The following is a 25,453-nucleotide window of genomic DNA, read 5'->3' on the forward strand; positions in this document are numbered from 1 at the left end:
TTTTTATAATTTTTGCTTAATTTTCTTTTTCTTACGTCTCACCAAATGTACTTCGTACCAACCTTGTTCATCGTATTTAGTAACAATAGTTTTAGGTGTAAAGGTAATCAAAAATATATCCAGAAATATTAGTCCTGGCGTACGTCTTGGTTTAACTTTTTCTCTGACAATCTCTTCTTCATTGTGGGGACGTAGTATGATTTGAATCGCTTCAAAATAGGCTTGAGGAATCGCTACCATAATTTCCCACAACACCCGTAGCCAATCTTTTAACTTCCCTGGGGATATCGAACCATGAGGTAACAAGAAGGCGATCGCTACACCAATGATAATATTGGCTAAACCGAAATCGGCAGTGAGTAAAAACCAAATTGTTAGTCGGAGTATTATATTGAGTATTGTGATCGTGCCCATATTATCCAGAAGAGTAAAATTAAAATTAAGCTCATAATTCCTATGAGATGATCGAATTTTTCACTTGCTCGGGGTAATTTAATTACCAATTTCTTAAAAATTAGGAGATATGTTAGCCATCCAATAGCAATAGTTACCAGTGGCTTGACAATATTTTCCAAAGTGTAGGCTTCGTAGTAAAAAATATTGGCTCCAATTAATCCACCAAGTAGGATTACCATTGCCCACCAAAAACCAGACTGAATTTTTTTTTGACCGTCAATTTCTCCAGCTGTATTACTATCAGCCTTAAACTGGTTATCATGGCGTAATACCAATTTCTTGTGAGGTAAGAAAATAAATTTAGCAAAGGAAATTGCTGTTCCCAATGCAGCAATATTCATAGCAATAGCTTGCCAGGGTAAGAGATTTTTGGTAGTTAAGACTTTGGCTCCAAAACCGGATAGTAGAGGAAAACCAGAGATCGAAAAACTAGCAATAACTAAAGCAATCCAGATTGGAGTATCAATAGGCTTATACTGTAATTCTTTAAAGTTTCGGCTGGGTAAAATACCAGCAATCAAAAATAGAGCAGACTTAACTAAGCCGTGAGTGAGGGCATAAAATCCAGCTACTATTGGCGCAGCTAGGACAAAACCCAACTGAGAAATTGTGTGAAATGCTAACATTCGCTTCGTGTCTTTTTCAAAGACGGCATAGCCCACACCTAAAAGGGCTGTACTAACACCAAAAAACCTTACAATTGGATCGATTTCTTCTAACATCAGCGCACAGCGCACCAAAGGGAAGACACCCGCTTTGACCACCACCCCCGAAAGCATCGCCGATACTGGAGTTTCTGATTCTGAATGGGTTAAGGGCAACCACAAGCCCGATACAAAAATTCCTCCCTTAGCCAATAACCCCAAAAAAATTAGGGCGATCGCCTCTGGAGGAGAATCGAGTAAACCTGTAAATTGAAAGGAATTATTGGCTTGATATACCAGTACTGCCCCCACCAGATAAAACAACATTGCTGTATTACTGACAAAGAGATAACGCAATCCTACCCAAATCGATCTGTCTGAACGAGGATAAGCAATCAGCAGAAATGAGGCAATACTGATAACTTCTAATGCTACGTACAAACTAATAAAATCGGCACAGATAAAAGTAGCATTAACGCTACCATGCAGAATAACGATCTGCATATAAAAAAAAGCTTTTTTATTAGTTTGCCAACAGTAAAGAATAACTGCGATTGTTACTAGAGCATTAGTTAAAATAAAGAAGCCACTCAATTGATCGACAATTAAAGTAACGCCGAAATTATCTAATAGCTGAATTAACTGTACATCTAAAGGCGAAGCCATTAAAAATATCTGCACAGAGTAGCCAGCCGAAAGCAATGCTAATCCCAGTGATAGAGTTCGAGAGAGTTTAGGTAATAAATAAATAACAAACCCAATAAAAAATGACGATGCGATCCAAGTAATTGTAAGATTATTGGTCATACCATATTGTTTTCTACGTTCGCGTTGTATCTTAAGGGAAAAATTAGCCTAGTTTTTCGCCTTAAGTTATCTTTATCCTTGGGCAATAACATTCTTAATTTATACTTAATTTTTAAAAGTAAATTAAAATATCCAATCATATACGCACCATCCAGAAGACTAAAATTAACATTAAGCTCATAACCCCAATTAAATGCTCAAATTTTTCGACTGCGCGAGGTAATTTGAGCATTAGCTTTTGGAAAATTAACAGATGTGCCAACCAGCCGATAGCGATAATTACTAACGATTTGGTAATATTAGCAACGGTATAAGCTTCGTAATAAATACCATTGGCTACAATTAATCCACCGAGTAGAATAACTATTGCTCGCCAAAGCCCAGAAGGAATTTTCTTCCCTCCGCTTCCCAGTTTCTTAGTTTCCTCACCAGTTTTAACCCTGTCATCATGAGATAATACAGGTTTTGAGCGGGGTAAAAAGACGAATTTAGCAAAAGTTATTGCTGTACCTACGGCGGCAACGTTCATCGCCATAACTTGCCAAGGTAAAAGGTTTTTGGTGGTTAATACCTTTGACCCAAAGCCAGACAGTAAAGGAAAACCAGAAATCGAAAAACTAGCAATAATTAAAGGGAGCCAAATTTTAGGATCAATTCCCTGTTCTTTTAATTCTTGAAAATTGCGACTTGGTAGGAAACCTGCAATTAAAAACAGTACGGATTTGACTAAGCCATGGGTGAGGGCATAAAAACCAGCTGCCACTGGCGCGGCAAGGACAAAACCTAATTGAGAAACGGTGCTAAATGCCAGAGTACGCTTAGTGTCCGCTGCAAATATAGCATAGCCTACTCCTAAGAGTGCTGTGCCAACACCAAAGATTTTCACAACCGGCTCAATTTCTTCCATCATCAACGCACAACGTACTAGAGGAAATACTCCAGCTTTAACCACCACTCCTGAAAGCATTGCTGATACCGGAGTTTCTGATTCTGAATGGGTTAAGGGCAACCATAGACCCGATACAAAAGTTCCTCCCTTAGCCAATAATCCTAAAAAAATTAGGGCGATCGCTTCTGGGGGAGAATTGATCAAACCGTCAAATTGAAAGGAATTATTGGCTTTATATACTAGTATTGCCCCCACCAGATAAAATAACATCGCTGTATTGCTGACAAAGAGATAGCGCAATCCTACCCAAATCGATTTGTCTGTGCGCGGATAAGCAATCAGCAAAAAAGCAGCAATACTGATAACCTCTAATGCTACGTACAAACTAATAAAATCGGCACAGATAAAAGCAGCATTGACACTACCGTGCAGAATAACGATCTGCATATAAAAAAAAGCTTTTTTATTAGTTTGCCAACAGTAAAGAATAACTGCGATTGTTACCAGGGCGTTAGTTAAAATAAAGAAGCCACTCAATTGATCGACAATTAAAGTAACGCCGAAATTATCTAATAGCTGAATTAACTGTCCATCTGGCGAACCCGTTAAAAATATCTGTAAGGCATAGCTAGCCGAAAGTAATGCTATTACTACTGCTAGCCAACGAGCAAATTTGGGCAGTAGATAAATCACGAACCCAATAAAAAATGGTAGAGCAATCCAGATAATTGATAAAACCGGCGTGCTCTGGGCAATTAGAGTATTGGTCATGGCGTATTATTGTCTTCGATCACGCTAGTTTCTAAAGTGGGATTATCTCTTGCTAACTTCATGACACACACCAGCATCAAAGCCTGAATGGAAAAGCCAATTACAATCGCTGTTAAGATAACGGCTTGGGGAACAGGATCGGCATAGGCTACATCCTTGGTGTCGGCAATAATTGGTGTGAATAAACCATCCCGTGATGCCACTAGTACGTAATAAGCAATCACCCCAGTGCTCATGATGTCCATCGAGATTATTTTCATCACTAGATTTTTCTTCAAGATAATTCCTAAAAACCCGCACAACATGGTGATTAAAACAAAAGCTTCTAACATTGAAATTAGTCTGGTGGTTAATGTTTAGCTATCAAGATCAATAATCGCTAACTATTAATTGCCAAAAATTAATCACTTTAACGATTATTGATGACTATTAAATATTGTTGTTGATTAAAATTAGGAGGGGTAAAATCAAAGCAATACGTAACATAAGTTGGCTCACGAATTGCAATTCTGGTTCATTGGGAGTATCCACAGATAAAGCTTTAACATTGGAATTGTTCACATTGGGAATTATCAACAGGGCAGTTAATGTATAAGCAGTGAAAAAAAACCAAACTAAAGTATTTTTATCTGACGATAAATAATGCATTGTATTCTAATTACTGATTACTGATTACTGGTTGTTCTACTCACTGGTTACTGGTTGTTCTACTAATTGTTCTTCCGCTTTAAAAGCAAAACGTAACAGAGGAGGAGCGATAAAAGTAGTTAGAATTACCATGATAATAATTGCTGCTTGTAGAGGTTTATCCAAAACACCACTAGCTGCACCAATACCAGCGAAGACTAAACCGACTTCACCCCGAGGAATCATACCAATGCCAATGGCTAAACGATTGATTTTCTCTTGACCAAAAATTGCCCAACCAGTAATAATTTTGCCGATAATAGCTACCACAATTAAGAAAGCTGCGATCACTAATCCTTGACGATTATCAGCACTAGTTGGATTCAAAACGCTGAGATCGACTCTCGCACCTACAGAGACAAAGAAGATAGGAACTAAAATGTCAGCAATAGGAATAACCTGTTGGTCTAATTCTTTACGTTTGTCAGTTTCATCCAAGACTAAACCAGCAGCAAAAGCACCTAAAATTGCTTCAAGATGAATCGCATTAGCTAAAAATGCCATTGAGAAAGCAAAGATCAAAGCAGGAATTACTAGTTTGCCTCTAGTTTGCAATTTTTCGGCGATCGCCACAAAGCTTTTATTAAAGAATTTACCTAAAAAGACCGAACCCAATAAGAAAGCTGTAGCACTAATAATTAAGTAAACTAAGTTGAGAACATCCACATCTCCAGTTTTGGCTAAACTAGCAACTACAGCTAACACAATAATTCCGAGAATGTCGTCAATAACTGCTGCGCCAACAATAATTTGACCTTCTGTAGATTTTAGCTGTCCCAACTCAGATAATACCTTAGATGTAATTCCAATACTGGTAGCAGTTAATGCTGCCCCGGCAAATATCGCCGGAATAGTTGGCATATTAAAGATTAATACCAGTCCTACTGTACCAGCGACAAAAGGAGCAACTACACCGACAACGGCAACGATCGCGGCTCGGACACCAACTTTTTGTAATTCTCTTAAATCCGATTCTAAACCGATTTCAAATAAGAGGATAATTACTCCCAGTTCGGCTAAGACCGAGATTACCTCGCTTTGAGAAGTAAACACTTCCGAAATGCTTTCAGGATTTAAACCAGCAATCTGTTGCAAAATAGTCATAACGACTGAATCGCTAGCAACTGCACCTGTTTCGGGAAACACCAATAAGTGTAATGCCGAAACCCCGACTACTACACCGGCAACTAATTCACCCAAGACAGGAGGTAAATCGACTAATTTAGAAAGTTCTCCCCCTAGTTTGCTTGCTAAATAGATAAAGACGAGACTTAATAAAACTCCTGCTAATACCATCGGCGCAGTTTCGGAACTGGGCTCAGTTGCTAACAACAAGTCGGAAAATACAAGATCGGGAGCTAATCCACTATTTAATAGTGATGCTAAATGGATCATGGTTATTATTTACTCGGTTAAAGGATTATTCAAAAAAGGATTATTCAAATTAGAATCAAACTGAAATCAAAATGGGGCTTCGATTAATCAGAAGAACTGTCTTAATTAATCGAATTAATCGAAGCTGGCAGGCAAGTTAGCCAATAGCCTGGGGAGGAATTGTCCCGGGCTCGAAATCGCCAACGTTTTCGTCAACGTAATTGACTGCCTGTCTAAGAGCGGTAGTACGATCGCTGAGCAGATTTTGGTTAGGGACTATATCCATGACCCCCAACTTTCTTAACCGTTTTTCAGCTTGTCCGCTAACACCTACTAGAAATACTTGGCGGCCTTTTTCTACTGCCTCTTCAATGGCATTTTCTAGAGCCAAGGAGGATGTAACACCTAGAATAGGCACTTCAGATAAGTCTAAAACTAACGCCTGATAATCATTGATTAAATTGTGTTCGCGAGAGATAGCTTTAGCTACACCAAAAATCATCGGGCCACTGAGATAGAATAAGAGTACGCGACCATTGGCTCTTTCTAATAAACCTTTCTCTTCACTATTCAGCTCAATCTCTTCATCATCATAAGTAACAGCTTTGACTTTATCCGCACGATGGTTAGAAAGACGTTCGATAGTCAGAATATTGGCAACAAATACTCCAACGCCTACAGCCACAATCAAATCTACAAAAACTGTCAGGGCAATTACCCCATACATAATGACTGCTGCTTTGGGAGAAATTTTATGAGCGCGCTTGAGGAAACCCCAATCAACAATATCTAGACCCACCTTAAACGCAATACCAGCCAAAACTGCACTGGGAATTACCGATAAATACTGGCTTAAACCCAAAACTACTACTAATAGAACTAAAGCACGGCTTAGACCAGATACAGCAGTTCGACCCCCAGACTGGATATTAACCACTGTTCCCATAGTTGCCCCAGCACCAGCAATACCACCAAATAAACCAGAAACTAAATTACCGAGACCTTGTCCGATTAATTCTTTGTTGGAATTATGTTCTGTACGAGTTAAACTATCAGCTACTAGTGAAGTAAGTAAAGCATCAATACAACCCAACATAGCTAAAACTAATGCGTCAACCAACATTGTTTGCAGTTGGGTAGCACTAAAAGTAGGTAACTGTATACTCGGTAAACCAACAGTTATCTCACCAATACGGCGGATATCGGCATCACCAAATATAAATATGGCAATAAAAGTTCCGACAATTAATGCCAGTAGCTGAGGAGGCAAAAATTTCTTTAATTTAGAAGGATAAAACAGCAGAATCGCAACAGTTAAAGCAGCTAATATAGTTTCAAGAGGATTAATATTTGCTATCAGTGTTGGCAAATTTTGTACTGTACCGATTACGCCACCTTTGGGACTAGCTTGCCCCAAAAATGGCGCGGTCTGTAAGATAATTAGAATTACCCCTATCCCTGACATAAAGCCAGAAATAACCGTATAGGGCATCAAGGTAACATATTTACCTAGTTTCAGGACTCCAAAAATTATTTGGAAAACTCCTGCTAGCATAACTACGGTAAATGCCATTGCTAAACCATTTTCTGGATTAGCAGCTGTAAGAGAGGCAATGACTGCGGTCATAACAACAGTCATGGGACCTGTGGGTTCGGAAATTAGAGTAGGAGTCCCTCCAAACAGGGCGGCAAAAAAGCCGACTAAAATCGCGCCCCATAACCCCGCAGAAGCTCCTGCACCAGAAGCAACCCCGAAGGTTAAAGCCATTGGTAAGGCGATAACTGCAGCAGTGATCCCGCCGAAGATATCGCCTTTTACGTTCCTGAAGTGAATCCTGTTAGTAATTGACATGAAAAAAGTTGGGAATGTTATCTTAGTGAATTTTACTATGTTTTAAGCTTTTAATATTGACAAAAGAGCAAAATCTATGGTACATACAAAAATCTATGATAGGCACGAAAATCATAGTGATGACTCAACTGTAGAAATATAAATTTGGTAAACACCCAAAATTAAGATTCCAATCAGCCATCGAAATAAGGAAGGGCTAGAAAAGTAGCTCCAAGCCAAAATAATCAGACCAGCAGCAGCTATAGCTAATCGATATACTTCTTCTGTCGTTTTAAGACAGACCCTGAATATTGCTAGTCCTAAGAGAAACAGAATGCAGTATGTCATTAGATTAAACAGTTTCTTGAGTTTGCTGATTATTTGATAGATTTAAATCTATTGTAATTTTTTTATTATTGATTTAAGTCTATATATAAATCCTACAACAATAATTGAAAAAAGCAATACCCAGAGCTTAAAGTTTTTTTTATCTAATCAATAAAAATATCTTGTGGGAATGGAGTAATTAGTTATGATTCAGTATTTTCGTCAACTGCTAATACTGTTTTTAAAGGCACAGTCAAGGTAAAACTAGAACCCATTCCCAACTGACTATATAATTCAATCTTTCCTCTATGAGATTGAGCGATCGCCTGAACAATAGATAAGCCCAATCCTGCGCCATTGGAACTCCTACGACTATTGGCAGCACGGGCAAAACGCTGAAAAATCCGCTTTTGATCGGCCAGGGCAATCCCTGTACCCGTATCACTTACCCAAAAGTGAGCGTGATCCTGAGATGAAGATGAACCGAGGGTAATGGTGTCGGTTTCGGATGTATGCTGAGTGGCATTGACTGCTAAATTCATTATTGCTTGGGTAATTTTCTGGCGATCGGCGATCAGGGTACCGCTGCCTTTTGTTTCCAATTGCCAATGGCGATCGGCAAGAGCTTGGGCTTTGCTATAGAGTTCGTCGGTAAACTTCTCAACATCAATAGTTTCTAGCTGCAGGAACTCTTGTTTTTCTACTTTAGTTAACAGAATCAAATCTTCCACAAACCGTGTCATGCGATCGAGTTCGTCCAAAACTAAGGCGATCGTTTCTGCTCTTTCCTGAGGATCATCTTCAAGTAATTCTAAGTGACCGCGAATAATTGTAATCGGCGTTCGTAATTCATGACCTGCATTATTAATAAACTCTCGTTGAGTGATAAATGATGCCTCCAGACGATCCATCATGCGATTAAAAGTTGCGGCTAATTCTCCCATCTCGCCGTGACCTTGTATTTGAATTCTCTGACTGAGATCGTTGTCACTAATTAAACGAGCAGTATTCATCAAATTACGTATGGGCTTTAAAACTCTTCCTACAGCTACCCAAGCCAAAATTACTCCTAAAATAAAAGCTACAACTAATACTTGGATCACAATCTTGACCGCAGCCAGGACTTCTTCCCGTTCTCCATCAGTTATTTGAACCACAATTAAAACGCCAGCAACTTGACCATTAATAACTATTGGTTCAGATTTATAAAACAAATCGCCAAATTGCTTATCTTTAACTATATTTTCTTGTCTATTAGGTTTTTCAGTCTGAGCCAACCTGTGAAGCAATTGAGAATCGCGATTAATAACTTGAGGTAGTCCTATGGGACTGGAACGATAAAATTGACCATTAATTGTGCCTATGAGAAAAGTCTTATCAGCAGGTACTTTGTAGCGTAAAAATTGATTAAAAATATCGGCAGCTTTTTCTTGGGGAGTTATTTCTGTTGAAGAATTTGCTGAGTCCACAAATTTTTGAAACGATTCTAATTCTTCTCCGAGATCCTCTCTGACCCTTTCGTCTACCTGTATAAATACTAATCTCGTAAAAATGGGAATTGATAATCCTACGAGTAGGGACGTCAACAAGATATACCAGAAAAAGATTCTAGTTCTAGCTTCCCAGAAAAAGCCTTGGGAAAAACCAGAAGTAGTTTTGATAGATTTACCGACTTTAGTTTGTGGTAGTTGCACAAGCAAAAAATGAAGTAATAATTTTCAACTTAGCATTCGATCATACAGATAGAGATTAATCTAAAATTTAATACTTCTCACAACATCCTCAAGTTTTCTGTCTATTTTGGAGTTAAGAAAGCAGATTGTGCAAATTTGACAAATTGTCATTAAGTGTTGATCTTCAGTTGCAGGAGGTTATATGCTCTATCCTGCTCCTCTATTTTTTAACCGACCAAACAAACTAGAAACTAGTATTTTGCTGCCTTTGCGTAATGTAGTTCTGTTACCTGGAATTACTTTACCAGTAGTAGCCGGCAAACCGCGTTCTGTTGCTGCGGTGGAATCTGCTATGCTTACGGAAACTAAACGACTGGTTGTAACTGCGATTCGTCCTGAAGCTCGACGAAGAATAGAAGAATTAGAAACTAGTCGCCAAACATCAGAGATTGATGAGACTCCTCAATCTACTCAATCTAAATTCGTAGAAGTTGAAAGCCTTGAAGAAATTTATCCTGTAGCAACTCTAGCAGTTATTCATAAGATGAGTCGTTTGCCTATAGGTCCAATTCAACTCATTATTGAAGGTATAGAACGAGTTGAGATCGTTGAATTAGTTGAGACTAGCCCTACATATAAAGTCAACTACAAACGATTGCCAGCAGTCAATCAACAAGATGCGATCTCTAAAGGTACAGATGAACAAACTTTAGAGGCTTTAACCCAAGCAATCAAGTCTCTCTGGACGGAAGCAGCAACTATAAATCCACGATTTCCTGAAGAACTTTTAGGAGTTTTAATCAAAAGTACCGAACCAGCTCAGTTAGCTTATCAAACCTCTGTATTGCTAGAACAAGACGTTATTACTAGCCAAGAATTGTTAGAGGAGGAAAATCTCGAAAAATTGCTGCGTCCAATCCTCACAGATTTACAAAAAGCAATTGAAGTTCAAAAGCTACAAGGACAAATTTTAGGCGAAACTAAAAAAGAGATCGACCAGCAGCAGAAAGAATTCTTTTTACGCCAGCAACTCAAAAAAATTCAGGAAGAATTAGGGGATACAGATTCAGATACCCAAGAAATTGCCGAGTTGCGATCGCGTCTGGCAGCAGCAGATTTACCAAAAATAGTCGAAAAGCAAGTTAAACGGGAATTAGACCGCTTAGAAAGAGTTACTAGTGCTTCTGCTGAAGGAGGAGTAATTCGTACCTATCTAGACTGGTTATTAGAAATGCCTTGGCGGCAGCAAGTAGAAGATAATCTCGATTTAGATAATGCTCGAATTATTTTAGATGAAGATCATTATGGCTTGGAGAAAATCAAAGAACGAATTATCGAACATTTAGCTACTTTTAAACTGAAAAAACTAACTCAACAGCAGTTAGTGTCACCATCAGCTAATAAAACTCCCCAGTCATACACCGTAGGTACGGTAATTTGTTTTGCCGGACCTCCAGGTGTGGGTAAAACTAGTTTAGGTCAGTCGATCGCCCGGACATTAGGCAGACCATTCGAGCGTATTAGTTTAGGTGGATTGAGGGATGAAGCTGAACTACGGGGTCATCGTCGTACCTATATTGGGGCGATGCCTGGTCGTATTGTCCAAGCCCTTCATCGAGCCGAAGTTAGAAATCCCGTGATTATGTTGGATGAATTAGATAAAGTCGGGATGGATTATCGTGGCGATCCGGCTTCGGTATTATTAGAAATTCTCGACCCTCAGCAAAATCATAGTTTCCGAGATCTCTACTTAGATTTAAATTTTGATCTTTCTCAAGTGCTGTTTATTGGCACGGCTAACGATCTGTCTCATATTCCCGCACCTCTACTAGATCGTCTAGAAATTATTGAATTGTCTGGTTATTCTCCAGAGGAAAAACTGAAAATTGCGGACCAATATCTTCTACCTCGACAAATTACTAAAGCAGGACTACCAGAGGATGCGGTGAAGCTTCCCTCATCGACATTGAAATTGATTGTCGAATACTATACTCACGAAGCAGGAGTAAGAAAACTAGAACAGCAACTAGGTAATCTGTGTCGTAAAGTTGCCGTCTGCCATGCTCAAGGCAAAACTCATTCCCAGCTAATTCATCCCGAACAATTAGAAGAATTTCTAGGTGCCAGACAATTTCTTCAATCAAAAATACGTTCAGCAAGTAAATTGGGTGTCGCTACTGGTCTAGCCTGGACATTACAGGGAGGGGAAATTTTATTTATCGAAGCCGTACTCTTACCCCAAGGAAAAGACTTAATCTTAACCGGTCAATTGGGAGAAGTTATGCAGGAATCGGCTGAAATTGCCCGTTCCTATGTATGGTCACGATCGCGATCATTGGGTATTGATCTAAATGTCTTTAAAGCCAATGGCTTGCACATTCACGTTCCTTCAGGCGCGATTCCCAAAGATGGTCCTTCAGCTGGCATAACTATGGTAACAGCGATCGCCTCTTTATTAATGGATAATCCGGTTCGCAACGATACCGCTATGACAGGAGAAATTAATCTTAGTGGCGAAGTCTTACCCATTGGTGGCGTACGGGAAAAAGTTTTAGCTGCTCATCGCGCAGGGATTAAGCGAGTTTTGCTACCTCGACACAACGAAAAAGATTTAGTTGATGTTCCAGTAGATGTACGTCAGCAAATAGAATTTGTTTTTTGCGATCGCATAGAACAAGTGTTAACTAAGGTCCTAGTAAATCCACAGGGGGTTGAGTCTAATGGCAAAAATGGCAATGATGGGGGAACCCAAGTTATGGAAGCTAGATATGATGGAAATTGAGCAACTAATAGCAGAATATAAATCAGGTAGAAGAAATTTTCCTCGATTAAACTTACTTAAGGCCGATCTACACAAAGCTCACTTGGCAGATATTAATCTCAGCCAGGCTTATCTCTATCGAGCTATTTTGAAGAAAGCTCACCTGCAAAGGGCTTTTTTGAATCATGCCATCCTTAATCATGCCAATTTACACCAAGCGCAGCTATTTCGAGCCAGTTTGATCGCTGCCGATTTAGAAAATGCTGACTTAACCAGAGCAATTCTCAATCATGCCAATTTAAATGGAACTAATTTGCGGGGTGCCAATCTCAACCATGCTCATTTGGTATGGGCAAATTTACGCCATGCGAACCTAACCGATGCCAATCTCAACCATGCTGATTTAAGCGGTGCCAAATTCTGTCAGACAATTATGCCGGACGGCACAGTGAGAAACGATCATTGCCATTAAGGAGAAGAAATTGCCAAATCTTTAACTAATCTAGTATTAGCAGGAGAAGAGAAAATGAGTCGTTATGATTATGTAATTTTGGGTGCTGGGTTGGGTGGACTTTCTGCCGCTGCTTGTTTGACTCGCCAAGGATATCGAGTCGCTGTACTAGAACAGCATTATTTACCAGGGGGATGTTGTCATACTTTTGATTATGGTGACTATAGCTTTTGTGCTGATGTCCACTATATCTATCAATGTGGTGCAGGACGAGCGGTAAATCAATTTTTGAACTATCTTGATCGGGATGTTCCCTTTAATTCTCTAGATCCAGAATGTATTGACAGGATTATTACTCCAGAACTTGATTTTCGTATTCCTTTAGACTGGGAGAAATTTCGCGATCGCCTGCTGGCTACTTTTCCTGAAGAAACCCAGGCAATCAACCTCTATTGCGACGAAATTAAACAGTTACATCAAGAAATACGTCAGTTTACTAGCGAAGTACGCTGGTTCGATCTCAATTGGTCAGATTGGCTATCTTTGCCGAAATACTGGCACTTATTTACCAGACGTAACTGGACGTTACAAGATCTCTACGCCCATGCAGGACTGTCGCCCAAACTACAGGCATTATTGGCTGGACAAAGTGGAGATTATGGATTGCCTCCCTCAGAAATTGCTCTAATTACCCATACGTCCTTGGTTTGGGATTATTCTGAAGGAGCTTATTATCCTCAGCATCATTTTAAACACTTAGTTGACACTATTGTTTCTGTGATTACTGAAGGCGGAGGCGTAGTTAAATACTCTACTCCTGTTCAGCATATTGAAGTCGAGAATCATCGAGTTCAAAGTATTACTGCAGGAGAAAAATCTTATCAAGCTGATCGTGCCTATATTAGCGATCTTGACCCTAAACTGACCGTAAAATTAATGCATGATTCATCGGCTTTAAGCAGACAAGAATATCGTCGTCTTACGGACTATGAATATTCGGCTAGTGCTTTTAACATTTATCTTGGTTTAGATTCACGGTTTGAACCTCAATCCTACGGTATTGGGAATTGGAATATCTGGTACTATCCCAATAGCGATCTCAACCAAGCTTATCAACAGCAGTTGGAAGGTAATTTAGAACATCCTTGGATATTTTTATCCTGTCCCACCTTAAAATCTACTGAGCCTGGTATGGCACCAACAGGTCATCATGTTTTAGAAATTACCACAGTATGTCCTTACGAGCCTTTTAGAAAACTCCATCTATCGGATACTAAAGCCTACAAAATACAAAAACGTGCTGTATATCAGCGGATAATGGCTAGCGTTCACGATTTAATTCCTGATATCAATAAATATATTCGGATGAAAATCTTTGGTACGCCCACCACTAGCGAATATTATCTCGGACAGCCGGAAGGAAATATGTATGGTGCGAAACTAATTCCTCGACAAATTGGCTTGAATCGTTTGGGTTATAAAACCGAATTATCCAATCTATTTCTAGTCGGTGCAACTGCTGGCTATCCTAGCGTTCCGGGAGTAATTAGTAACGGTATGGACGTGGTGGAAATGTTAACAGGGGAATCAATTCGGCAGCAGAAGCCTGAGTTAGTAATGAGCCGTTAATAGTTGAACGTCTTAATTATTCTCAACCCTAACTTCTGAATAATTTCCAAGGTAAATTTCAATACTGGCTGATAGGAGACTAAGGTATGTTTGACAAAATTTTAGTAGCGTTAAGTGATTCTTCGGATGGGTCGACCGTTTTTGATTATGCTTTGTCTATTGCCAAACCAAAAATAAGTCAGATGTTACTACTACATTTTATTGACTGGCAAGTTGTCAAATCATTCCCTTTAGCCGATCTAGAATTTTTTTACGGCATGGATTTACCAGACGATTGTGGTAACTGGAGTCATAAATATCTAGAACAAAAAGTCGCAGAAAATGGAACATGGTTAAAATCGTACGCTGAAAAAGCCCATCAACATGACATTTCCTGCCAGTATGAATGCCAGATAGGGAGTTGTAATTCAGGAATAGGCGATCGCGCCAAAGAATGGGAAGCAGATTTAATTGTTATTGGTCGTCGAGGTCATGAAAATATATCAGAGATCCTTTTGGGTAGTGTTAGTAATTATGTGGTTCATCATGCACCCTGCTCAGTTTTGGTCGTTCAGGGGTCGAAAACTACAGAAGTAGATGAATTGGATGGTGCAGTTTTAATTAATAGTTAGTTGCTTGTATAGCGTTTCTCAAATAAGTGAGGTACAAATATAAACTTAGTCCAAAACCTTAAAACCCCTATTCCCTGACTCCACCAAGGTGTATCTCATTAATACGAGAAACGCTATAGTGTCTTTTCAATTATCACTTCATAAATCCTGACTCCTGACTTCATAAAGAGGAAATTAAGATGTATAAAAAGATTTTAGTAGCTTTAGATCGCTCACCAGAAGCAGCACTGATTTTCGATTTTGCTTTATCCTTAGCACAAGCCAAAACTAGTGAATTATTACTATTACATTTTATTGACTGGCAGATGCAGGATGCATCTCCTTGGATTGGGGTGGCGACTTTATATGATGTTGATGTTTCAGGCAAACACCATGATTGGAGTCGCCGACACTTACAGAAAGAAATTGAGCATTCTCAAAGTTGGCTAGAATCTCTGGCAATAAAAGCCAATCAACATGACATTCCCTGTAATTATGAATGTCGGGTGGCTAATTGCAATTTGGGCATAGGCGATCGCGCTAAAGAATGGGGAGCAGATTTAATTGTTATTGGTCGTCGAGGTCACAAAAATATATCGGAGATACTTTTAGGTAGTGTTAGTAATTATGTAATTCATCATGCACCCTGCTCCGTTTTAGTTATTCAAGGTAATAAAACTGCGGAAACTGATGAGTTGGCGAATGCGCTCGAAGTTTAAGTGACTAACTTCAGCAACAGAAGTTAAGTGAAATAACTATAGTGATGGAGATTTGAGAATGACCAACATAAATTCCCTAAACTATCGGGAGCAGATTATTACTCTGTGGATGGTGTTTCTCTTCGGAACAATATTTCATACCCAATTAGCTTTGATGCCTTTATTTCACGATATAGATGTGGCAATTATGGGACACCATCACCAAGAAGCAGCAACTATGGTGGAAATTGCACCAATTTTGTGGGGAATGTTGCTATTTTTTGTTTTACCTATGTTAGCTATTGTGGCTACCGCTTTCTGCGAGTTTAAACGCTTTCGAGTATTCCATTTTGGTTTAACCCTAGTTTACACAGTTTTAAATTTCGCTCATGCGATCGCCGATTTGTTAGTCGATCCGATAGCTTGGTATCAAATTGTTTTAATGGTGTTACTATTTTTGGTTGGCATCTTACTAAATATTGTTGCCTATCAATGGATGCAAATAGGTTCTCGTCGAGGAAAGACAATAGCATTAGTGAAATAATGACGGAGTTATTTTCTGTGTTTAAAGGCTGAGACTAAACTCATATTTATAGATTTGAATCTACTGAGCCAAGATTAGGGCAACTAGAATTGTTCAAAGAATTCATATCTTGATATTCAATAGAAGAAGTTTCAATATAACTAAAAAATCTTTGATTTTTTCGCTGGTCAATTAAATCATTATTCACAATAGTTAAATTATCTAGTGGATATAATTTGACTATGGGAAGACTATCTAATTGTTCGGTACACATAGCTAATTTATTGTTGCGAACAGTTATAGTTTCATAGCGTAAAGGATATTTTTTATTCCAGTTAATAAATAATAACGGTATCCACTCAGGTCCCGGAGGTTTATTATCTGTAAAATACAACTCGTTATCTTCAAAAACTGATTTCATTGAAGAACCGGGTGGTTTCATTTGCGAAAATCCAACAGCAGCCATTCTTGTATCCCAAACCTTATTTTTGACAACTACTGCTGTACTTCTGATGCTGATGCCTTGACCATCAAAAACATTATATACAGTGTTATTGGCAATATAAGCATCTTGTGCTTTGACATACATTCCATGCATTGGGGCGGCTTCTACTGGGGTTGGTGTTTTTCCCGTATCATGAATCAGATTATCGGTTATTTTCAAGCCTGGAACTGGCATATCATGAGTAGTTTCAGTTGTAGCACAGCTAGAACAACCATCCGAGACAATACCATTTCCATACACATCATAAATATGATTGTTATCAATGGTAATGTTAGCTGTATTTGCTCCCTCTATTTTAATTCCTGCTGTAAAGTTAGGGCTATAAATTCCAGAAATAGTAGAATTTTTAATTGTAATATTCGTACTATTATCAATATCAATACCATCTAGATTATAGTCAGCATGAGCCTGGTAAATTCCCTCAATTGTCACATTCTCAAGATGAACGTTATGAGAATTTTCAATAACGATGCCATCACTACCTTTAATATTTTTGAAAGTACTGTTTTTAATTACAACATTTTTCATTCCCTGAATATATAGTGCTTTGTCTCGATCTAAACCATCATAAACAGTGTATTTAACTTGGTTATTTTGATATGCCAAACAGAAAGATATTACTGCTAATAGTAATAGAATTAGCCACTTCAGTTTTTTGTTTAGTTTCACATTATCTAATGATATCTTTTTAGATCTAAATATTTTTATTTGTTTCTTGAACTAGAGTTTTAAAAACAAAAATTGATTAAATCTTATATAAATTTTGATATTGTTTTACCAAGCTAAACCTTCATACTCCCTATTTTTTGGAGGATCGCTAAAAACTCCCACTAAATCTAAAATTTTAATCTTAGGAGATGCTTGCTCAAGTGCTTGAAAAACTTTGGGAGTGTTGTGAGTAGCAACAGCTAACTCTGTATCTGTAAAAGCTTCTTCAAAACTACCAACCAATAAGTTTTGGAAATGAGGTATATTTTGTTGAATATAGTTTAAATTAGTACCTATTAAATTAGCCTTGTAAACTGCGGGATCATAAATTTTGATCTGACATCCCTCTCCCAATAAACGTTTAATCAAGTAAACTGAGGGGCTTTCTCTCAGATCATCAGTATTGGGCTTAAAGGCTAAACCTAAAATGGCAATATTTCTAACTTTGGTCTTTAAAATTTTCTCTACAGCCAGATTTATTTGTAGATTATTGGTAGCTGGAACTGCATTTATTAGCGGAGCAAAAACATTCTTACTGCGAGCATAATAAAGTAATGCGCCTAAATCTTTGGGTAAACAAGATCCTCCGTAAGCAAACCCTGGGCGCATATAGACAGATGAAATATTTAACTTGTCATCTTGCACGATTACATTCATTACTTCTCGTCCATCGATACCAAAAGCTTTGGAAACCCTACCTATTTCATTAGCAAAGCTTACTTTAGTTGCGTGCCAAGTATTAGCAACATATTTAATCATTTCGGCTACGGCGGGCTCAACCACTACAATTGGTGCTTTAACTTTTTGATATAGCTGGCGTAAGGCTTGTTCTGCAACTTTAGATTCAGTTCCAATAATAGTGTAGGGAGGATAATCAAAATCCTTGATTGCCGTACCTTCTCTTAAAAACTCTGGATTAAAAGCTGTACTAATCAAATCCTTTTTGGTCACTTCTTGCATTAGACTGTGACAATGTTCGAGAGTTCCTGGCGGTACAGTACTTCGTAACATAACCACATGAGATGTTCCTTTTTTCTCTACTGCGATCGCAATTTCTTTACAAACATCCAATACATAACTCAAATCTGGTTGCCCCTGTTCTATAGGCGGAGTTCCAACGCTGATCAGGGATATTTCTGTCTCCATTACGGCAACTTCAGAGTCAACAGATGCTTTAATCTGACCAGATTGAACACCTTTTTTGAGTAAATCTTCTAAACCTGGTTCGATAATTGGCGATTCACCTTGGTTGATTAGGTCAACTTTATTTTTATTGACATCTACTCCGATTACATGATGACCATCTTTGGCAAAGCAAGCTGCTGTTACCATCCCTACATAGCCAAGACCAAAAATACTGATTTTCATCGCAATTTTTTCCGGTAAATTAGTTTGTGAACTGCCAACGCCAAATATGATTTAAATTTTGAACAATATAATATATAGCTTCAAAAATATGTTTGTATCTATGAAGCTATATATTTAAATAATGATCTTGATCTGATCGTTAGAATTTTTACTAGCTATTTTGGACTGGTCTTCATTTCCATAGGCCTTCAAGAGAATAGGAATTTGATAACGCCACTCTAATTTCTCTTTCATTCGCTGAATTCCGATGGCTCCCATCTTTTCTCTTTGTTCGGGGTCTGCTAAAAGTTCTAAAATTTTGCTCGCAAAATCAATAGAATCATTACCTTTGGCATAGACTGAAGCCCCCTCTGCTGAATGTCTTCCTTCTACAAGGTCAAATTGAACGATGGGTTTTCCCATCGCCATATACTCCATAATCTTGTTCATAGTAGATTTGTCGTTATAGGGCATTTTTTTGTCAGGATTGACACAAACATCGCAACTTGAAAGTCGCGCTAATAGTTCTTCATCAGAAATACGTCCTGTAAATTCTACAAATTCTTTAATTTCAAGCTGTTCAGCCAAACTTTGTAATTCCTCAAACATCGGCCCACTACCAATCAACATGAAGTGAATGTCTTGGCGATTTTGGTCGTAGATGATGTAGCGTATCGATTCGAGAAGATAGTCTATGCCTTCTGGTTCGCCCATAACACCTAAATAAGCTACTAGATATTCCTTTTTACGCTTATAAGATTGATCTATTTGTACGGGTTTAAAACGAGATAAGTCTGGTCCACTGCGAACTACATAGACATCCTCTGGTTTTTTACGACCACGGGTTAGGGCTATATTCCGATAAGATTCGTTGGTAGAAATAACTGTGTCGGCAAGGGCAAAAGTTAAACGTTCGACTAAACGCAGCCCATAATAGAATATATCTCTGCGATCATATTTTGCCTCATACATCTCAGGATTAATATCATGGTGATCGAAAATAACTTTGACACCTTTGATTAATTTGAACCATCCTGCAGTTATGAATAGTAGATCGGGAGGATTACAAATATGAATAATATCAAAACCACGTTTCCACCATACGCGATGAGCTAGATAAAATTCCCAAAATATAGCTACTGCGTATTCTGTTAGATATCCAACTACCGAACTAATATCTGGCGGCATGGGATGACGAAATATATGAATATCATCAATTACTTCATACCTTTTTTCATAACCTTTTCCTTTGGGGCAAATAATTGAAACTTCGTATCCCGCTGCTATCAAAGTTGTTGCTTCCATCCAGACACGGCGATCAAAAGGAGAAGGAAGATTTTCTACTATGATAAGGACTTTAGTTGGATTACCCATGATCAAACTTACTCATGAATTTCAGATGTATCTCTCCAATTTTGATGTATCTTGAAAATCGAAAATCAAGTTAATTTACTGTTTACCTAAAGCTCAATTCAATATAGTCGCTGAATCTGCTACTTCAGTTTCAGTCTCTTGGTAAAAATTTGGTTCTAATAAGCCGATAGAGTTATTAAAAGTGATACTTCCTGTAGTATTGGTAATTCCGACTAAAGTAGTTGTTGGTTGCTTGAGATTGAAACCTGAAGAATACCATCCTCCTAATTGTTCACCGGTAAGTAAGCTCCAGTCTATTTGCCGATCTAAGGAAATAATTATTGAACCTGAATCCCATTTAACTAGACAATTTCTTTTTTTTAGAGAGACTGAGCAAAGAGGAGAAAAATGTAATCTCCACTCAATATTATGGGAACCATTGCCTTGAAGATTATCTACAATTTCTAATCTTTCTTGACTTAGAGTTAATTGACGGCGATGAACAATTTTTTCTTGGAGGCGAGTATAGCCATCATGTTCTGCTACTAACATGATTTCATCGTCTGTTTGCTGCCAATCCAAAACATTAGTTTGAGCTTTGCTAGTCCACAAGAATGTACCTCCTGGATTTGATTGATCGAGGTTATCAACAACGATAGTATTATGAGCCCTGGTACTGCGAAAATAGTTACGCCAGTAATTATCCGCATGATATGTATAAGTACCAGGATCGACAATGATTGGTACACCACCAATATTTAAAGTAAATGAAAGAGCATCCGCATGACCATGAGCAGCAATAGAGAGAAATCCTAGATTACCTGCGTCTGCTAGACATAAAACTTCCTGGGGTTTGCCCCGATTTTGAGCGAGGACATAAAGTCCAGCATCTGGGAAAGCAATTGAATTTTCGACGGATATAGTTTCTTCTACGGTATCTGGCTTAGGAAAATTGACTAAACTGGCAGCCAAGTTACCAGAATCGCTATTTGGTAAAGGTACTCTGGCACCGATCCACTGTCTTCCTAAACGCAATAGCCAATCTACTCGAGATGATTGATGAGGGCGGATTTGAAGTGCCATTCCTTCATCGCCATCTCCATAATTTGGTAAATTACCTTTGAGATCAACTAGGAGAGGAATAACTTCTAGCATCCTCCGCATTAAATCTTGATACTGATCGGAAACAGTAATTTGATGTCTTGCAGCTTCTAAACCTGCCAAGAGGAAAAATTCTGTAGTGAAAATATGGTATTCAAAAGCTTGTTCACGATTTAAACCACTAGAGAAGGTCTGTTTGGATATTTCTTGTTCTAAGATCTTCCAGCTAAAAGATTGCCAATGTTTTGATGAGGGGAATACTGACCAATGACAGCTACTAATAAATAGTCCTGCCATTTCACCAATCAAGTGGTTATTTGCTGAGGAACCATGAGAATAGTATTTGGAGATTAACCATTGATGCCAATAAATCGCAGACCATAATAGCCCTGATTCTCCAAAAAGCTGACTGTGAACTGTACTACCTCTTAATAAACGATCAATCCAAACCCAGGATATGAGACGAACTCCTAATTCCAGAGAACTGGTCCAGTTAACTCCTAGAGGAAATGGGTTTTTGTTTAGCCAATCTTGAAGTTGTTCCGCTACTGCGATCGCATATTTTTCATCCCTAGTCAATGCATAGGCAGCAGAGATTACTGTAAGGTGGTGATGACGGCTTTTCTCCCAGATGTTTTTGACGTTTCCTACTAGCTCATAATCCCTATAATTTAGCTCCAATCCAAATTTTAGAGGAGCTACTTTACCTGTTTGAGGATCGAAATGCCAATTTGGAAGAGATTCTTGGTAGGGAACATTTAACCAAATGTAGCTTCCTTGAAGATAGTTATGTGCTTCAACAAGAAGGGCTTCGTATTCTCGACTTTCATTTAAAGTTAAGCTAGGAAATTCCCAATAATCTTGGTGTTCTTTTGATAATTTAGGGGTAGGGGGAATCCAAGAGTTGCGCCTCTTAACATATTGTTTTACAAGCAAGCAATTAATTCTCTGCAATATCTCAAATAGAGTCATTGCTTTCAAACGCCAAACATACCACTTTAGATTTCCTAACATAAAAGAATTTGTATATTTTGCGATTTTTTTCTAAGTTTTGCAGCGTTTTTCCAATAGCAATCTGACTGGAAAAACCTAGTTTCAACAAACTGTCACTGTGACTATTAGCAAATCATTAAAAAATCTGTCAAAATCACTGAGTATGAAATACTTGGGAATCTGCAATCAACGATCTTGTCACAATAAAACATACATAAATAAAGTAAAATCTGAGCAAGTCAAAAACACACGTATATTTACTTACGTAATTATACAGCTTAAATTGAGCTTACATGATAGTATAGAGTATATAAAATGTAAAGTACTGCGTAAAAAATTGGAGTAAACATAATCACCTGTTAGTTAGTTAGTTCTACTTAAGTAGCTGGTTGAAATTAAATCTAATAAAATAGAAAGTTTTTTCTCTCCCTGCTGCTAAGGCTTTTCACGTTTTGACTTAATGATGTCTACTTAACCTACACATAACCAAAAAAGTCTATTAAAAAAATTTTCAGGTTAGGGAAATCTAATTAATACAGAATTATACAAATGAGTTATGTTGTATTAATGAACTCATACTAGCTCCAAGATGAAATCATGTCCGTAATATATATTGCATTTCAAATAGATCCATGATACTTTTTCAAAAAACACATATTATCTCTAAAATTATATTATTTAGCTTGGAGACTAAAGTCGTTAATCAGTTGTCAGTACACAGATATACTGCTTCTTAATGATTTAGATACAGTATTAAGCTATTCATATTGGAAATCTTTTACTAAAAAACTGCTGTTTAGTTAAATTAAGAAGAATTGTAAAAATATCACTAGAGTAATAAATATCATGAATACTGTAAATATCAATTTTCTAGACAATTAAATTGAAATAATACTAGCAACTAATGCTAATAAGTAGATATTTTCTAATTATCAGATCTCAAACAAATTTGTATTCTAATTAACAATAGTTTAATTTATATAACCCCAAAGAAATATCTCTAATACCTTTAGAAAAACAATAATTTACTAGATTTATGACATATGTTACGAGTCAGGATATAGATTTAGAAATAAGGAAACTATGGATGCTCTTAAAACGTCGCTGGCAACTTGGTTTGGCGATTATAGTTGTGAGTATCATTTTGTCAGTAGTAGCTTCCATTCAAAAAAAACCACAATATACTGCCAACGGTAAATTGCTATTTAAAAATAGTGATACTTCTAATTTGACGGGAATAGAAACAAATCTGGATAGTTTTGAAGCTTTAGAACAAAATGCAAATCCTGTTGTTACTGAAATAGAGGTGATTAAGTCTATTCCCATAGCTCAAAAAGTAATCAACGAACTGAAGCTAACGGATACAGAAGGTAAAGTTCTTAAACCATCAAAATTTATTGCTAAATTAGATGTCAAGCCATTATCGGGAACAGATGTGGTAATGATTTCTTATAGTCATTCCGATCCGGATTTAGTCTTAAATGTAATTAATTTATTGATGGAAAAATATATTCAAAGTAGCCATTATGTTAACCGTGAAAATGTAATTGTCGCTGACCAAATTATTAATAATCAGTTGCCAAAAGCTCAAGCAAAAGTTCGAGAGCAAGAAGAAGCATTACAAAAGTTTCAAGAAAAATATAATGTTTCTTTTGTCGATGAAAAGTCTAAGGCTGATATTGAAAACTTGAGGAGTTTGGAGCAAGAAATTCAGGCAACGGAAGCCGAACTTCAAGAAGCTGAAGCAAACTCTACTGAACTTCAACAACAAATTTCCCTGTCTCCTCAACAAGCTATTGCGTGGAATAAACTTAGTCAGTCCCCAATTGTTCAGAAGCAAATTAAAGATTTGCAAGAGGCTCAAAGCAAATTACTGGAAGAAAAAGAACGCTTTAATGATGGTCATCCCAGGATTACAGCACTTGAAGAGCAAATTTTGGCTATAGAAACTTCACTTGGGGAACAAATTTCCCAGCAATCTTCAACGGGAACTCCACAATTATCTATAAAGGATTTACAGGTAGCAAATAGAGAAAATCTACCGCAAAAACTAACCTCATCATTAGCAGAAACAGAAGTTAGAAGGATAGGTTTGAGTAAAAAGTTAAATAAGTTAAAAAGTATTCAAAACAACTATCAAAACGCTCTCGCTGAGATGCCCCAGTTGCAAAATAAATATGGAAATTTAAAGTTGAAGTTGGAATCAGCCCAATCTAGATATAAATTTCTCTTAGAGAAAGCTCAAGAATTAAATTTAGCAAAACAGCAAAATTTTGATAAAGTTCGTATTATTGAGCCAGCTCAGATAGATGATTCAAATATATATGCTCCATCAATAATGCTAGTTGGTTTGGGAATTTCTTTTGGTATTGTCGTAGCTATAATAACAATGACTAGCTTAGATGTCGTTGATAAATTCATCAAGACGCCTGAAGAAATTAGGAGTATCTTTAAATATAAGTTAATTGGTGTAATACCTAGCTTTGATAAGTCATTAGAGTCTCTTGGCTCTACGAATAAATCAGATTTTGCTGAATATAACTCTTTACCAGAAGCAAAAGATCAATCTGGATTTCTGATTCATCAGCCAACATCTACAAGGGATTCAAATCACCAATTAGCTATACTTCCAGTAAAAGATATTCCCCATTCCCCTGTTAGTAAAGCCTTCTGGATGATGCAAGCTAAATTTAAACATTACAATAAGGCTAATTCAGAGCAAAAGATGATAGTGGTATCGAGTTCTTTGCGAGGAGAAGGAAAGTCTCTGGTTAGTGCTAATCTAGCATTGACTCTGTCTCAGCTTGGACATAAAGTCTTGATAATAGACGGAGATTTATATAAATCTTCACAGTCAATGTTATGGAACATTAGCAATTCTGTAGGTCTAAGTAATGTAATTGAAGATGAAGGAATATTAGATTCAGCAATTACGAGTGTTAGCGATAATTTGGATGTGCTTTCCTCGGGATCTCTAGAATTAGGATTCAATCCTTTAACTATAATCGATTCCACAAAAATGAAGTTTTTGTTGTGGAAACTAGTTGAAAAGTACAATTTTGTCATAATTGATTCTCCTCCTCTATTAGAAGTTCCAGATGCTATTAGCTTGGGTAAGTTGGCTGACGGAATGATTTTGGTTTCTAGGTTGGGAGTATTAGATTATGCTTCTGCTCAGGAATGTCAAGAACTTTTAGAAAGTACTGGACAAAATGTTTTGGGTTTAGTAATTAATGGAGTCACTAAGAACAATACTGACGCATATGGATATGGCTATGGAATCGGTAATAAAGATGCAGTTGCTTAGTTATTACTAGCTTTTTTCCAAAATATAG

The 25,453-nt window shown here is 37.5% G+C and carries 19 protein-coding genes; 7 read left to right on the forward strand and 12 right to left on the reverse strand.

Annotated elements, in window-relative coordinates:
* Positions 1-3 precede the first annotated feature (3 nt).
* The 8 genes from PLEUR7319_RS0101935 to PLEUR7319_RS0101975 all read right to left on the reverse strand — a co-directional run bounded on the left by PLEUR7319_RS0101935 (position 4) and on the right by PLEUR7319_RS0101975 (position 9,480).
* Entirely contained in the window at positions 4-414 is a 411-nt protein-coding gene (locus PLEUR7319_RS0101935; protein WP_019503520.1) for a Na+/H+ antiporter subunit E, read from the reverse strand.
* Entirely contained in the window at positions 387-1,907 is a 1,521-nt protein-coding gene (locus PLEUR7319_RS0101940; protein WP_019503521.1) for a cation:proton antiporter, read from the reverse strand. The genes PLEUR7319_RS0101935 and PLEUR7319_RS0101940 overlap by 28 nt, the downstream gene beginning before the upstream one ends.
* A 136-nt stretch (positions 1,908-2,043) precedes the next feature.
* Positions 2,044-3,567: a cation:proton antiporter gene (locus tag PLEUR7319_RS0101945; protein WP_019503523.1), complete on the reverse strand. Its 1,524-nt coding sequence runs from the start codon at positions 3,565-3,567 to the stop codon at positions 2,044-2,046.
* Positions 3,564-3,899, reverse strand: coding sequence for a cation:proton antiporter subunit C (locus PLEUR7319_RS0101950; RefSeq protein WP_019503524.1), 336 nt, complete (start codon positions 3,897-3,899; stop codon positions 3,564-3,566). The genes PLEUR7319_RS0101945 and PLEUR7319_RS0101950 overlap by 4 nt, the downstream gene beginning before the upstream one ends.
* Positions 3,900-3,996: 97 nt before the next feature.
* Entirely contained in the window at positions 3,997-4,215 is a 219-nt protein-coding gene (locus PLEUR7319_RS0101955; protein WP_019503525.1) for a hypothetical protein, read from the reverse strand.
* 36 nt (positions 4,216-4,251) lie between these two features.
* The gene (locus PLEUR7319_RS0101960) at positions 4,252-5,649 is read right to left on the reverse strand and encodes a cation:proton antiporter (RefSeq protein ID WP_019503526.1); all 1,398 of its coding nucleotides are present in this window, start codon (positions 5,647-5,649) and stop codon (positions 4,252-4,254) included.
* A gap of 136 nt (positions 5,650-5,785) precedes the next feature.
* Positions 5,786-7,480: a SulP family inorganic anion transporter gene (locus PLEUR7319_RS0101965; RefSeq protein ID WP_019503527.1), complete on the reverse strand. Its 1,695-nt coding sequence runs from the start codon at positions 7,478-7,480 to the stop codon at positions 5,786-5,788.
* Between the two features lie 509 nt (positions 7,481-7,989).
* Entirely contained in the window at positions 7,990-9,480 is a 1,491-nt protein-coding gene (locus PLEUR7319_RS0101975; protein WP_019503529.1) for a cell wall metabolism sensor histidine kinase WalK, read from the reverse strand.
* Between the two features lie 181 nt (positions 9,481-9,661).
* On the opposite strand from PLEUR7319_RS0101975, the gene lon reads away from it, so the two are divergent.
* From lon to PLEUR7319_RS0102005, 6 genes are all read left to right on the forward strand, one after another.
* Positions 9,662-12,241: an endopeptidase La gene (gene lon, locus PLEUR7319_RS0101980; RefSeq protein ID WP_019503530.1), complete on the forward strand. Its 2,580-nt coding sequence runs from the start codon at positions 9,662-9,664 to the stop codon at positions 12,239-12,241.
* A complete protein-coding gene (locus PLEUR7319_RS0101985) occupies positions 12,180-12,692 on the forward strand; it encodes a pentapeptide repeat-containing protein (RefSeq protein WP_083892432.1) in 513 nt (170 codons plus the stop codon). Before lon ends, PLEUR7319_RS0101985 begins: the two co-directional genes overlap by 62 nt.
* A gap of 54 nt (positions 12,693-12,746) precedes the next feature.
* Positions 12,747-14,300, forward strand: a complete 1,554-nt coding sequence (locus PLEUR7319_RS0101990) for an NAD(P)/FAD-dependent oxidoreductase (RefSeq protein WP_019503532.1) — start codon at positions 12,747-12,749, stop codon at positions 14,298-14,300.
* Positions 14,301-14,386: 86 nt separating this feature from the next.
* Positions 14,387-14,911 (forward strand): universal stress protein, encoded by a 525-nt coding sequence (locus PLEUR7319_RS33860; RefSeq protein WP_019503533.1) that lies wholly within the window; start codon positions 14,387-14,389, stop codon positions 14,909-14,911.
* A gap of 179 nt (positions 14,912-15,090) precedes the next feature.
* Positions 15,091-15,609 (forward strand): universal stress protein, encoded by a 519-nt coding sequence (locus PLEUR7319_RS33865; protein ID WP_019503534.1) that lies wholly within the window; start codon positions 15,091-15,093, stop codon positions 15,607-15,609.
* Between the two features lie 58 nt (positions 15,610-15,667).
* Complete coding sequence (locus PLEUR7319_RS0102005) at positions 15,668-16,132, forward strand: hypothetical protein (protein ID WP_036798343.1); 465 nt, start codon at positions 15,668-15,670, stop codon at positions 16,130-16,132.
* Between the two features lie 46 nt (positions 16,133-16,178).
* Here PLEUR7319_RS0102005 and PLEUR7319_RS0102010 read toward each other — a convergent pair whose 3' ends face one another.
* The 4 genes from PLEUR7319_RS0102010 to PLEUR7319_RS33870 all read right to left on the reverse strand — a co-directional run bounded on the left by PLEUR7319_RS0102010 (position 16,179) and on the right by PLEUR7319_RS33870 (position 22,139).
* Positions 16,179-17,285: a right-handed parallel beta-helix repeat-containing protein gene (locus PLEUR7319_RS0102010; protein WP_019503536.1), complete on the reverse strand. Its 1,107-nt coding sequence runs from the start codon at positions 17,283-17,285 to the stop codon at positions 16,179-16,181.
* A gap of 105 nt (positions 17,286-17,390) precedes the next feature.
* The gene (locus tag PLEUR7319_RS0102015) at positions 17,391-18,692 is read right to left on the reverse strand and encodes a UDP-glucose/GDP-mannose dehydrogenase family protein (RefSeq protein WP_019503537.1); all 1,302 of its coding nucleotides are present in this window, start codon (positions 18,690-18,692) and stop codon (positions 17,391-17,393) included.
* Between the two features lie 114 nt (positions 18,693-18,806).
* Positions 18,807-20,045, reverse strand: a complete 1,239-nt coding sequence (locus PLEUR7319_RS0102020; RefSeq protein WP_019503538.1) for a glycosyltransferase family 4 protein — start codon at positions 20,043-20,045, stop codon at positions 18,807-18,809.
* 93 nt (positions 20,046-20,138) lie between these two features.
* Positions 20,139-22,139, reverse strand: coding sequence for an alginate lyase family protein (locus PLEUR7319_RS33870; protein ID WP_019503539.1), 2,001 nt, complete (start codon positions 22,137-22,139; stop codon positions 20,139-20,141).
* 1,015 nt (positions 22,140-23,154) lie between these two features.
* Between PLEUR7319_RS33870 and PLEUR7319_RS0102030 the strand changes: the two genes are divergently transcribed.
* A complete protein-coding gene (locus PLEUR7319_RS0102030) occupies positions 23,155-25,425 on the forward strand; it encodes a polysaccharide biosynthesis tyrosine autokinase (protein ID WP_083892433.1) in 2,271 nt (756 codons plus the stop codon).
* Positions 25,426-25,453 lie beyond the last annotated feature (28 nt).

The sequence above is a fragment of the Pleurocapsa sp. PCC 7319 genome, from assembly GCF_000332195.1.
In the GTDB taxonomy this organism is placed as follows: Bacteria; Cyanobacteriota; Cyanobacteriia; order Cyanobacteriales; family Xenococcaceae; genus Waterburya.